Genomic DNA, 12691 nt, shown 5'->3' with positions numbered 1-12691 from the left:
GCCACGGTGGCCGGCGGCTGCTGTGCGCGGCCGGGTCGGCTGGGCGGGGTGGGCTCACCGCGGGGAGTAGCTCCACGCCTGCGCCGGGGCGGCTCCCGGCCCTGAAGAGGTTCGTGGGCTCGTGGGCTTCCCTGCCTGCCTGCCTGCTCACGGCCGGTCCTGTGCGTGCCGGAGTCTTGCGCAGGCTCGTCCCGGTCCGGTCCTGCCGGTGCCGGGGTCGTGTGCGGGCCCGTCCCGGTCCGGTCCAGTACGTGCCGGGTGCCGCGGGCGTGCCCGGCAGTCGCTCGGCCCTGGGGCCGGACCCCGAGTCACGCCACGGCGATCATCACCGTCAGTCCTGGCCGTAGCGAGGGTCCACCGACTCCGGCGAGAGGCCGAGCAGGTCCGCGACCTGCTCCACCACCACCTCGTGCACCAGCAGCGCCCGCTCGTCGCGGTTCTTGGTGCGGATCTCGACCGGCCGGCGGTAGACCACGATCCTGGCCGGCTTGCCCCTCTCCGCCGGCACCGAGCTGCCCAGCGGCACGCTCTCGCCGGGCGACTCCGGCACGTCCAGCACCAGGAAATCCACCTCGGCCAGCTGGGGCCAGCGCCGCTCCAGTCGCTCCACCGAGTCCTGTACGAGATCGCGGAACGACTCGGCCCGGCTGACGGAGAGCGGCACCTGCGGTGGCGCGACGGGCCCGCGCATCCCCCGGCCGTGGCGGTCGCGGCGGCGCGGCCTGGGCTCGGTGGGGCGGGGCGGTACGGGACTGTCCATCACTGACGCAGGGTAGCTCTCCCGGACCGGCCCTCAGCGGGGCCGTGCCTCTCCCGAACCCCCGGACATCGCCCTCGTGGGTGACGGGCCACCACCCTGAGGCGTGAACGTTTCGACGCCCCCGGGCGCCGTATCCCGCCCCCCTGGGGCGCCGGCTCCCCGGACCACCCCGGGGGCACCCTCTCGGCTTGTCGCCTATTGAACATTCAAGCCAAGATTCGGCTCTGTTCGAGGCCTCTCCCGGATCGCTGAACTCGCGGTGAATGACGCAATTTGTATGCAGTGGTGACCGGATCGCATGGGGCCCCGGATCGTGTGCCGTTCCTGCCATGCAGGTCAGTACAGTTGGCCGGAACGCGGCCGTGCGGGACCTCGCAGCGCGACACGGTCGAGTGACGTGGTGGAGAGTCGTCGCGGCCCGCTCAAGAGTGCGGTACCGTCCAACGTCGTGAGCCCTGTACGTCGCTGTTCGCGCACCGCGTGCGGCCGTCCTGCCGTCGCGACACTGACGTACGTCTATGCCGACTCGACCGCGGTCCTCGGCCCTCTCGCCACCTACGCCGAGCCCCATTGCTACGACCTGTGCGCGGAGCACAGCGAGCGGCTCACCGCACCCCGCGGCTGGGAGGTCGTCCGGCTCTCCGACGCCTCCGGTCCGGCCAGGCCCAGCGGTGACGATCTCGAGGCGCTCGCCAACGCGGTGAGGGAGGCGGCCCGTCCGCAGGAGCGCGCGGCCCAGGCCGGCGGCGGCGCGGGAGCCCGTAGATCCGACCCGATGGAGGTCGCACGGCGGGGGCACCTCAGGGTGCTTCGCTCGCCGGACTCCTGAAGCGGCGCCCGCGCCCCCCTTCCCTCCGGACCCTGGTTCCCCCCCGGCCTCGGTTCCCTCCCGCCCGGTTCCTCCCGCGCCCCGGTAGACGGTTGGCCGGGTCCTGCCGGGGAGCCCTCACCGATTCGCCGCCCGTCGTTTTCGGGCCTGCCCCCGGCCGCCACCGCCCCTGCGGGTAGTTTGTTGCGACCACAGGGAATTCGGGAAGGTTGGGCCGTGGCTGCATCCTCTGCTGCTGATCTGTCACAGATCGTGAAGGCGTACGACGTGCGCGGGGTGGTGCCGGACCAGTGGGACGAGTCGCTGGCCGAGCTGTTCGGATCGGCCTTCGTCCAGGTCACCGGCGCGGACGCGATCGTCGTCGGTCACGACATGCGGCCCTCGTCGCCCGGCCTCTCCGCTGCCTTCGCCCGGGGCGCCGCCGCCCGCGGCGCCGACGTCACCATGATCGGTCTCTGCTCGACGGACCAGCTGTACTCGGCGTCAGGGCAGCTCGTGCTGCCGGGCGCGATGTTCACGGCGTCCCACAACCCCGCCCGGTACAACGGCATCAAGATGTGCCGCGCGGGCGCGACGCCGGTGGGCCAGGACACGGGTCTGACGGAGATCCGGGAACTGGTCGAGTCCTGGAGCGCGTCCGGTGTTCCCGCCCCCGCGGCCGCCCCGGGGTCGGTGACCGAGCGCGACACCCTCGACGACTACGCCTCCCACCTGCTCTCCCTGGTGGACCTGGCGACGATCCGCCCGCTGAGGGTGGTCGTGGACGCGGGCAACGGCATGGGCGGCCACACCGTGCCGAAGGTCTTCGCGTCCCTGCCGGTCGAGCTCATCCCGATGTACTTCGAACTGGACGGTACGTTCCCCAACCACGAAGCCAACCCCCTCGACCCCAAGAACCTCGTGGACCTCCAGAAGCGGGTACGGGAGGAGGGCGCGGACCTCGGCCTGGCCTTCGACGGCGACGCCGACCGGTGCTTCGTCGTCGACGAGCGCGGCGAAGGGGTCTCCCCGTCGGCGATCACGGCCCTGGTCGCGGCACGCGAGCTGGCAAGGAACGGCGGCGGCGTCGTCATCCACAACCTGATCACCTCGTGGTCGGTGCCCGAGGTCGTGCGCGAACAGGGCGGCACGCCGGTACGGACGCGGGTCGGCCACTCCTTCATCAAGGAGGAGATGGCCCGCAGCGGCGCCATCTTCGGCGGTGAGCACTCCGCGCACTACTACTTCCGCGACTTCTGGAACGCCGACACGGGCATGCTCGCCGCCCTCCACGTCCTGGCTGCCCTCGGGACCCACGACGGACCGCTGTCCGACCTGGTCGGCCGGTACGACCGCTACGCCGCCTCCGGCGAGATCAACTCCACGGTCGAGGACCAGGCGGGCCGCACGGCCGCCGTCCGCGAGGCCTTCGCGGGCCGCGACGGCGTCACCTTCGACACCCTCGACGGCCTCACCGTCTCCACCGCCGACTGGTGGTTCAACCTCCGCTCCTCGAACACCGAGCCCCTCCTCCGCCTCAATGTCGAGGCCCGTGACGAGGCCACGATGTCGGCCCTGCGGGACGAGGTCCTCAGCCTGGTCCGGAACGGCTGAAGCCACCTGCCGGGAAGGATGCCGTCCGCGGCCGGTCGGTCCCCGAACCGGCGGCCGCGGCGCACCGGCCCGCGGCGCACCGGCCCGCGGGTCTGCCGCGCACGGGTCTGCCGCGCACGGGTCTGCCGCGCACGGGTCTGCGGCACGGGCCCACTGCGCACCGACCGGCGGCGCGGGCCTCCCGCGTCGGCGTCCCGTCCCGTCCCGGGATGGAGGCCGCTGCCGTCGGGCGTGGCCCGCGCCCGATCCCCTCCCTCAGGATCGCGCCGGATCCCGGAGCCGCCGAGGGACGCACCCGGCCACCACGCGGCACCCCATCCACCGCATCCACCCCACCCGCCCCACCGCACGCCGAGCCGCGCAGGCTGCGCCCCGGCGGTAGGCTGACGTGGCCCCATCCGCATGTTCGAAAGGACGATCCCATGCCGCTCGAAGCCGGCCTTCTGGAGATCCTCGCCTGTCCGGCCTGCCACGCCCCGCTCGAGGACGCGACGGCTGCCGAAACCCCCGAGCTGATCTGCACCGGCAAGGACTGCGGCCTGGCGTACCCCGTACGGGACGGCATCCCCGTACTGCTCGTGGACGAGGCCCGCCGCCCCGCGTAGGCGTCGAGCCCCCACCTGTCCGGCTGTTCGGCGAATCGGAGGCCCACCCCCATGCTCGACGAGTCACTCCTCGACGCCCCGGAAGCCCTCGCCCGCGCCGACCGTCGCGGTCTGCTCCGCGGCGCCGCGGAGGCCGGGGCACGCGTACGCACCGCCGCCCGGCACGCGGCCGAGGCCGGCATCGCCGAGCTGACCCCGGAGGGCCGCCCGCGCGCCGTGCTGATCGCGGGCCCCGGCACCGCGGCCACGGGCGTCGCCGACCTCCTCGCCGAACTTGCCGGACCCACCGCACCCGTCACCCGTCTCCACCCCACCGGCGTCGCCCCGGCGGCAGGCGCCCTCCGCTGGGCGCTCCCCGGCTGGGCCGGCTCCGTCGACCTCCTCCTCATCGCCACGACCGACGGCAGCGAGCCGGGCCTCGCCCTGCTCGCCGAGCAGGCGTACCGGCGCGGCTGCACCGTCGTCGCCGTCGCTCCGCAGCGTTCCCCCCTCTCCGACGCCGTCGCCCGCGTCCACGGCCTCGTCGTCCCCATGGCGACCGCGCCGCACGAGCTGGACGAGGAGACCTCGAGCGCTGCGAGCCCCGGCGCCTTCTGGGCACTGTTCACCCCGCTTCTCGCGCTCCTCGACCGGGTCGGCCTGATCTCCGCCGCCCCTGAGGCGATGCAGGGCGTGGCCGACCGCCTCGACAGCATCGCCGAGCGCTGCGGCCCGGCGATCGCGACGTACAGCAACCCCGCCAAGACCCTCGCCGCCGAGCTCGCGGACACGCTCCCGCTGATCTGGACGGAGGGCGCGGCAGGTCCCGTCGGCCGCCGGTTCGCCGCGGTACTGGCCGAGCTCGCCGGCCGGCCCGCCATCGCCGCCGAGCTGCCCGAGGCGCTGCCCGCCCACGGCATGCTCCTCGCCGGCGACTTCGCGGCCGGAGCCGACCCGGACGACTTCTTCCGCGACCGTGTCGATGAGCCCCAGGCCGTCAGGGCGCGGGTCCTGCTGCTGCGGGACAGCCTGGACAACGGGTTCACGGCGGCCCCCGCCGCGCGCGAACTCGCGCTCAGCCACGACACCGCCATCAGCGAACTGGAGCCGGAGGACGGCAGCGCGCTGGAGACCCTCGCCGAGCTCCTCGCGGTGACGGACTTCGCCGCCGGGTACCTGGCCCTTGCGAGCAACGGCCACGCCTGACCGCGCACCCGCGTACCGGCCCCGGCACCCGGACGATGGTTCCGGCACCCGTGCACCGGCCCCGGCACCCGGATGACGGCCCCGTCGCGGACCTGCCCCCGCGTCCCTCCGGCGGACAGGCCCCATCCGCCCGGACCGCAACACCGCCGGTCACACCGCAGACACCCACCAGCCACGCATCCGCCACGTACCGAGTCGAGGATCACCCCTCATGGACCGCCTCTCCAACACCGTTCGCCCCTACGCCTGGGGCTCCACCACGCTCATCCCGGAACTCCTCGGCGTCGCCCCGACCGGCCTGCCGCAGGCGGAGATGTGGATGGGCGCCCATCCCGGTGCCCCGTCGCAGACCGGCCGTGGCTCCCTGCACGACATCATCGACGCGGATCCGGCACGCGAGCTCGGCCGCCCGGCCCTCGAGGCCTTCGGCCCGCGCCTCCCCTTCCTCCTCAAACTGCTCGCCGCCGGCGCCCCCCTGTCCCTGCAGGTCCACCCGGACCGGTCGCAGGCGCAGGCGGGGTTCGCCGCGGAGGAGGCGGCCGGTGTCCCCCTCGATGCGCCCCACCGCAACTACAAGGACGACAACCACAAGCCCGAGCTGGTCTGCGCGCTCACCCCGTTCGACGGCCTCTGCGGCTTCCGCCCGCCCGTCGAGGCGGCCGACCTCATCGGAGCTCTCGACGTCGACTCCCTCAAGCCGTACGTCGACCTCCTCCACGCACACCCCGAGGAGGCCGCGCTTCGCGAGGTCCTGACCGCGGTCCTGTCCGCCGACCCGGAGGAGATGGCCCACACCGTCGCCGAGGCCGCGGCGGCCGCGGAGCGTCTCGGCGGGCCCTACGCCCCCTTCGCCGCCATCGCCCACCACTTCCCCGGCGACCCGGGCGTGATCGCCGCCATGCTGCTGAACCACGTACGACTGCAGCCCGGTGAGGCGCTGTTCCTCGGAGCCGGGGTGCCGCACGCCTACCTCGGCGGACTCGCCGTGGAGATCATGGCGAACTCCGACAACGTTCTGCGGTGCGGACTGACCCCCAAGCACGTCGACGTCCCCGAACTCCTGCGCGTCGTGCGCTTCGAGGCGGGCGACCCCGGCGTGCTGCGGCCCGAGGCCTCGCCGTCGGGCGAGGAACTGTACGACACCCCGATCGACGAGTTCCGGCTCTCCCGCTTCGTACGGCCGCGGGGCGCGGCTCCGGTGGACCTCACCCTGCCCACACCGCAGATCCTGCTGGCGACGGCGGGCCGGCCCGAGGCCGGGGAACTCACCCTCGCTCCAGGGGAGTCGGTGTTCGTTCCCGCGGGCGAAAAGGTCGAACTGTCCGGTACGGGTACCGTCTTCCGGGCCACCGTGGCGGTCTGACTCGGCGCCCGCCGGGGCTCCTGCAACAATGCCCGCCGTAACGCAGGAGCCCCACCCAGGGCACCCCGGGAGCCTCGCACCCGGCACCCCGGGAACACCCCTCCGGGCCCCCGGAAGCTCCGGGTGTCCCGGGAACCGCAGCAACGAAGGGACACCACGCACCCATGAGCGCGTCAGGCGGAACCAAGGCGATCGTCGCGGCCCTCGTCGCGAACCTCGCCATCGCAGTAGCCAAGTTCGTGGCGTTCCTCTTCAGCGGGTCCTCGTCGATGCTGGCGGAGAGCGTCCACTCGGTCGCCGACTCCGGGAACCAGGGCCTGCTGCTCCTCGGCGGCAGGAAGGCCAAGCGGGCGGCGACCCCGGAGCACCCCTTCGGCTACGGCCGCGAGCGCTACATCTACGCCTTCCTGGTCTCGATCGTGCTGTTCTCGGTCGGCGGCATGTTCGCGATCTACGAGGGCTACGAGAAGATCGTGCACCCGCACGCCATCACGGACTGGTACTGGCCGATCGGTGTGCTCGTCTTCGCGATCATCGCGGAGACCATCTCGTTCCGCACCGCCATCAAGGAGTCCAACGCGGTGCGCGGCAAGCGCTCCTGGAAGGAGTTCGTCCGGCACGCCAAGGCGCCCGAGCTCCCGGTGGTCCTCCTCGAGGACCTCGGTGCGCTCGTCGGCCTGGTCCTCGCCCTCTTCGGCGTCGGACTCGCCCTGATCACCGGCAACGGCGTGTGGGACGGCATCGGCACCCTGTGCATCGGCATCCTCCTCGTCCTGATCGCGCTGGTCCTCGCGGCCGAGACGAAGTCCCTGCTGCTCGGCGAGGCGGCGGGCGTGGAGGATGTCGAGAAGATCAAGGCGGCGACGGTCGACGGCGACGCGGTGACCGGCATCATCCACATGCGCACGCTGCACCTCGGCCCCGAGGAGCTGCTGGTGGCAGCCAAGATCGCGGTGCGGCACGACAACACGGCGGAGCAGGTCGCCGCGGCGATCAACGCCGCCGAGGACCGCATCCGTACCGCGGTCCCGATCGCGCGCGTCATCTACCTGGAGCCCGACATCTACAGCGAGGAGGCCGCCGCGGCGGGCGCGGACCCGGCCGCGACCCCGGGCGGCCCCGGCCCCGAGACGGCTCACTGACGACGCCCCGCGTCCCGGCGAGAGGGCTCCGTACCGCCGTGCCGGTACGGAGCGCCTCCTCGATCCGGCCGGAAACGGAGCACGGGCGGGCTGTGGGCGGCGACGCCGATCGGTGTAGATTCGTGACCAGAGCCAGACGTCGCTGCTGATGGCGGTCGGGCGGTCCGCGAGCGGGCCGGCCGAGGGAGAGAGGGCCTCCGACGGACTGCGCTGCGGACGTCCCACGGCGTCCGGACACGCACGTGCGGCACCCGTGTGTGCTGTTGCGCGTGTCCGTTTCGCCGTAGCGACCGCAGAGCCATCCCGCCCGAACACCCTCGACCCCGTGAGGAGCAGCTCGCGATGACGACTGTCGCAGCCGGTCAGGACTTCAAGGTCGCCGACCTCTCCCTGGCCGATTACGGCCGCAAGGAGATCACTCTCGCCGAGCACGAGATGCCCGGCCTGATGGCCATCCGCAAGGAGTACGCCGAGTCTCAGCCTCTGGCCGGTGCCCGGATCACCGGTTCCCTGCACATGACGGTGCAGACCGCCGTCCTGATCGAGACCCTGGTGGCGCTGGGTGCCGAGGTCCGCTGGGCCTCGTGCAACATCTTCTCCACCCAGGACCACGCTGCGGCCGCCATCGCGGTCGGGCCGGACGGCACCCCGGACAGCCCGCGGGGCGTACCGGTGTTCGCCTGGAAGGGCGAGACGCTGGAGGAGTACTGGTGGTGCACGGAGCAGGCGCTGACCTGGCCCGATTCGCCCACCGGCGGCCCGAACATGATTCTGGACGACGGTGGTGACGCCACCCTGCTCGTCCACAAGGGCGTCGAGTTCGAGAAGGCCGGTGAGGCTCCCGACCCGGCCACCGCGGACAGCGAGGAGTACGGTCACATCCTGCGTCTGCTCAACCGCACCCTCGCGGAGGACCCGCAGAAGTGGACCCGGCTGGCGTCGGAGATCCGGGGTGTGACGGAGGAGACCACGACCGGTGTCCACCGCCTGTACGAGATGCAGCGCGACGGTGTCCTTCTCTTCCCCGCGATCAACGTCAACGACGCGGTGACCAAGTCGAAGTTCGACAACAAGTACGGCTGCCGGCACTCCCTGGTCGACGGGATCAACCGCGCCACCGACGTTCTGATCGGCGGCAAGGTCGCCGTGGTCTGCGGCTACGGCGACGTCGGCAAGGGCTGCGCGGAGTCGCTCCGTGGTCAGGGCGCCCGGGTGGTCATCACCGAGATCGACCCGATCTGCGCGCTGCAGGCGGCGATGGACGGCTACCAGGTCACGACGCTGGACGAGGTCGTGGACACGGCGGACATCTTCATCACCACGACCGGGAACAAGGACATCATCATGGCCTCGGACATGGCCAGGATGAAGCACCAGGCGATCGTGGGGAACATCGGCCACTTCGACAACGAGATCGACATGGCGGGCCTGGCCGCACTGCCGGGCATCGTCAAGGACGAGGTCAAGCCGCAGGTGCACACCTGGACCTTCCCGGACGGCAAGGTGATCATCGTGCTGTCGGAGGGCCGCCTGCTGAACCTGGGCAATGCCACCGGCCACCCGTCGTTCGTGATGTCCAACTCCTTCGCGGACCAGACGCTGGCGCAGATCGAGCTGTTCACCAAGCCGCAGGAGTACCCGACCGACGTGTACGTGCTGCCCAAGCACCTCGACGAGAAGGTCGCCCGGCTGCACCTCGACGCGCTCGGCGTGAAGCTCACCACGCTCCGCCCCGAGCAGGCCGAGTACATCGGCGTCCAGGTCGAGGGCCCGTACAAGCCGGACCACTACCGCTACTGATCCACCGCGGGGTGGGCCCCCGGTCATCGACGACCGGAGGGCACACCCCCGGCAGTGGCACACGCGCACCAAGGCAGGCCCCCGCACCCCCGTGTCGGGGGCCCGCCCATTACTCCGGAGAAGTCAGGCACCCCCATGCCCCGCGGCCGCTATTCGCTCCATGATCCGCACGATCACACCCCCCTCGGCGAAGAGCACTTCCACTGCGCGCCCGGCCCCTCCGGCTGGCGCTACGTCTCCCAGCGGACCACCCCCTCGGGCGAGCACACGGGCTCCGTCGATCTGGCCCTCGACGAACGCGGCCGCCCCATCCGGCTCGAACTCCACGCCGCCGGCTGGCAGGTACGTGGCGCCGCCCTCGACGGCGTCACCTGGGTACGCACCGACCCCGCCGGCACCCACGCGGCCGAAGGCAATGTCCGTGCCCACGCCTTCACCGGTACCTCCCCCGCCTTCCTCGTCGCCACCGCCCGGCTGCTCCGTCTCGCACCCGGCGACCCGGCGACCCGTGTCCGCCTGGTCGCCTTCACCGATCCGGTGCTCGCGCCCCGAACCGTCGACCGGTCCTGGGCCCTGGTGAAGAGTGAAGCGCACGGCACTGACAACGGCCCGCTGACCGTGGACGAGTACCGGATCGGCTGCCTGGACACCGGCGAGCAGTACACGGTCCACATCGCGGGCGACGTGGTCCTCGCCGCGCCCGGCATCGAACTGGAGGATCTCGAGACCCCGCCCTCCCACTTCACCTGAACGAGTCCGCCGTCAGCTGAGAGAGCCGCTCTCCACGCGAACGGGTTCGCCGGAGCGGCGGCATCCCGGACGAGGGCTCGCCCCGAGCCCGTGCTGCCCGAGAGCCTCCCGGGAACGGCCGCCCTGATCCCGGACGCCGCTCCGGAGCAGGCCCTGCCGCGGTCCGGCCTCCCGAGCCGCCCTCAGGCGGGCGGCGCGAACCCGGTCGCCGCCGGCCCCGACTCCTCGGCACCGCCGTCGACACGGGCCGCCCCCGGCGCGGGGTGCGCCGTCGCCGTCGGCCGGACGGCGGGCAGCGCCGTTCCGGCATCGCCGACGGGCGGTGCGGTGCCGATCGGGACCGAGGCGCTCGCGCGGGGTGAAGGGTTCGCCGTGACCGTCGGAGCAGGGGACGGCGCCGCGTAGGCCCGCCGCGTGTCCCGGGTCTGCCGCTCCTGCACCACGGCAGCCAGGTACGCACCGGCCGGCACCCCCGGCGGCACGGGTGTGCCCGTGCAGGCGGCCAGGTCACCGGCCAGCCGCTCCGCCAGGGACCGGCCCACCTCCGCGTCGAGCAGGTTCATCCGCGTCAGGTACTGGCGTACCGCGAGCCACAGATCGTCCGGCACGCCGGAGAGGTCGACCTCGGTGAAGCGCCCGACCAGCCAGGGCGGCGGCGGAGGCAGGTACAGGGACCGGGCGGCCGGTATCCGCTCGCGGACGACCAGGGTCCCGGCGAACACGTCGCCGAGACGCCGTCCGCGTGCCGAAACCAGCGAGGCGATACAGGCGACGGCTCCGAAGGTCATCAGGATCTCCACCACCCCCATCGCCCCGCGCACCAGCGCGTGCCGGAACCGGATCGGACCTCCGTCGTCGCGGACCACCCGCAGCCCGCACGCGAGCTTGCCCAGGGAACGACCGTGGCTGAGCGTCTCCACGGCGATCGGCGCGCCGACGAGGACAAGGACGAACGACGCGATCGACACCGCCGTGGCCGCCGCCTGGTCCAACGACGCCGTCGCCATCGCCAGCCCGATGGATATCAGGAGGTACACCGCCAGCACGAGGGCGAGGTCGATCACCACCGCCAGGGCGCGGCTCGGCAGCCTTGCCGGCTGAAGCCCCAGTACGACGGCATCCCCGGTCACAACCCCGCTCACGGCGCCCACCCTCTCTCCACTGACCTCGGGACGTTCCACGGCCTTCGCGGTCCCTCAGTACGCAAGTCTGCCAAGCTGACGTCAGGCGCACCGCAGTAGTACAAGCGGATGTACGCGTCGTTGTACGCACCGCCCCCGCGGCGGGCCCGGACCAGTGCCTGGAGCAGCAGCCGACCATGGACCTCGACGTCTTCGCCATGACCCACCGGGCGGAATGGGACCGCCTCGACCACCTCCTGGGCCGTGGGCGCCGTCTCAGCGGTGCCGAGGCGGACGAGCTCGTCGCGCTCTACCAGCGCACCGCCACCCATCTCTCACTGATCCAGTCCAGCGCACCCGACCCCGCGATCACCGCCAGGCTGACCCAACTCGTCGCCCGTGCCCGGGCCGTGGTCACCGGAACCCGCCGCGCCTCATGGAGGGACGCGATCCGCTTCCTGACCGCGGGCTTCCCGGCGGCGGTCTACCGCTCCCGGCACTGGTGGATCCCCACCGCCGTTCTCTCCACGCTGCTCGCCGCCGTCATCGGCTGGTGGATCGGTACCCACCCCGAGGTCCAGGCGGCCATCGCCGCCCCCGACGAACTGCGTGAGCTCACCCGTCCCGGCGGGCAGTACGAGACGTACTACTCAAGCCACCCCGCGGCGTCGTTCGCCGCCCAGGTCTGGACGAACAACGCCCAGGCCGCCGCGTTCTGCCTGGTCTTCGGTGCCTTCCTGTGTGTGCCGGTGCTCTGGATCCTCTTCCTCAACATGGCCAACCTCGGCATCGGGATCGGCCTGATGTCGTCGGCGGGACGTCTCGACACGTTCCTGGGCCTCGTCCTGCCGCACGGCCTCCTCGAACTCACCGCGGTCTTCGTCGCCGCCGGCACCGGTCTCCGTCTCGGCTGGACCGTGATCGACCCTGGACCGACGACCAGGCGGGCCGCACTCGCCCAGCAGGGCCGTGCCGCGATCGGCATGGCCATCGGACTCGCCCTGGTCCTTTTCGTCTCGGGCGTGATCGAGGGCTTCGTGACGCCCTCGGGGCTTCCGACCTGGGCCAGGATCACCATCGGGGTCGTCGCCGAGCTGGCCTTCCTCGCCTATGTCTACATCCTTGGCGGCCGAGCGGCCCGAGCCGGCGAGACAGGAGACATCGACGCTTCGGACCGCAGCGCCGAGGTACCGACGGCGGCCTGATGTGCGACCACGGGGTGGAGACTGCTAGTCTCCTCTTCGCCCACGGCCCATTGACACAGGCAGTGTGGGGAGGTAGATTCTAACGGTTGCCTCGGAGGGACACCCTTCCGAGCGTCACCGTCTGGTGTCTCTCTCGCTTCCTACGGAAATGGCATTTCCGGGGAAGCCATCCTCGAATCCTTATCCGGATCGCGAAGCCGATTGGCTCGGCTGCGGAAGATTCTGATAACGTCGAGGACGTCGAAAGGCAGCCGAAAGGCGACAGGCCCTCCAACGGCCACTGGAAATGGATTCCGAACCGGAAACGGAACGGAAAACGGATCTGGTAGGGTTGGAAA

The 12691-nt window shown here is 72.0% G+C and carries 11 protein-coding genes; 9 read left to right on the top strand and 2 right to left on the bottom strand.

The features are described 5' to 3' along the window. Positions 1 to 331: 331 nt before the first annotated feature. Entirely contained in the window at positions 332 to 760 is a 429-nt protein-coding gene (locus tag DDW44_RS10190; RefSeq protein ID WP_027734720.1) for a metallopeptidase family protein, read from the bottom strand. Positions 761 to 1160: 400 nt separating this feature from the next. Here DDW44_RS10190 and DDW44_RS10185 point away from each other — a divergent pair, with 400 nt between their 5' ends. From DDW44_RS10185 to DDW44_RS10150, 8 genes are all read left to right on the top strand, one after another. Next, positions 1161 to 1589, top strand: a complete 429-nt coding sequence (locus tag DDW44_RS10185) for a DUF3499 domain-containing protein (RefSeq protein WP_108908790.1) — start codon at positions 1161 to 1163, stop codon at positions 1587 to 1589. A gap of 216 nt (positions 1590 to 1805) precedes the next feature. Beyond that, positions 1806 to 3182, top strand: a complete 1377-nt coding sequence (locus tag DDW44_RS10180; protein WP_108906220.1) for a phosphomannomutase/phosphoglucomutase — start codon at positions 1806 to 1808, stop codon at positions 3180 to 3182. A gap of 422 nt (positions 3183 to 3604) precedes the next feature. After that, on the top strand, positions 3605 to 3787 hold the full coding sequence (locus tag DDW44_RS10175) for a Trm112 family protein (RefSeq protein ID WP_017945877.1): 183 nt from the start codon (positions 3605 to 3607) through the stop codon (positions 3785 to 3787). 51 nt (positions 3788 to 3838) lie between these two features. Further along, complete coding sequence (locus DDW44_RS10170) at positions 3839 to 4972, top strand: SIS domain-containing protein (protein ID WP_108906219.1); 1134 nt, start codon at positions 3839 to 3841, stop codon at positions 4970 to 4972. A 211-nt stretch (positions 4973 to 5183) separates the two neighbouring features. Continuing rightward, positions 5184 to 6335, top strand: coding sequence for a mannose-6-phosphate isomerase, class I (manA, locus tag DDW44_RS10165; protein WP_017945879.1), 1152 nt, complete (start codon positions 5184 to 5186; stop codon positions 6333 to 6335). A gap of 164 nt (positions 6336 to 6499) precedes the next feature. Further along, a complete protein-coding gene (locus tag DDW44_RS10160) occupies positions 6500 to 7477 on the top strand; it encodes a cation diffusion facilitator family transporter (RefSeq protein WP_108906218.1) in 978 nt (325 codons plus the stop codon). Between the two features lie 342 nt (positions 7478 to 7819). After that, entirely contained in the window at positions 7820 to 9277 is a 1458-nt protein-coding gene (gene ahcY, locus DDW44_RS10155; protein ID WP_017945881.1) for an adenosylhomocysteinase, read from the top strand. Between the two features lie 135 nt (positions 9278 to 9412). Then, on the top strand, positions 9413 to 10027 hold the full coding sequence (locus DDW44_RS10150; protein ID WP_108906217.1) for a hypothetical protein: 615 nt from the start codon (positions 9413 to 9415) through the stop codon (positions 10025 to 10027). Positions 10028 to 10209: 182 nt separating this feature from the next. Here the strand turns inward: DDW44_RS10150 and DDW44_RS10145 are convergent, their stop codons facing one another. Continuing rightward, on the bottom strand, positions 10210 to 11169 hold the full coding sequence (locus DDW44_RS10145) for an RDD family protein (RefSeq protein ID WP_206307316.1): 960 nt from the start codon (positions 11167 to 11169) through the stop codon (positions 10210 to 10212). A 176-nt stretch (positions 11170 to 11345) separates the two neighbouring features. Between DDW44_RS10145 and DDW44_RS10140 the strand changes: the two genes are divergently transcribed. After that, positions 11346 to 12353: a stage II sporulation protein M gene (locus DDW44_RS10140; RefSeq protein ID WP_017945884.1), complete on the top strand. Its 1008-nt coding sequence runs from the start codon at positions 11346 to 11348 to the stop codon at positions 12351 to 12353. Positions 12354 to 12691: the final 338 nt, after the last annotated feature.

This window comes from Streptomyces tirandamycinicus (assembly GCF_003097515.1).
Lineage (GTDB): Bacteria > Actinomycetota > Actinomycetes > Streptomycetales > Streptomycetaceae > Streptomyces > Streptomyces tirandamycinicus.
The sequence above is the reverse complement of the archived record's forward strand: the minus strand, read 5'-3'. Positions and strand labels throughout refer to the sequence as shown.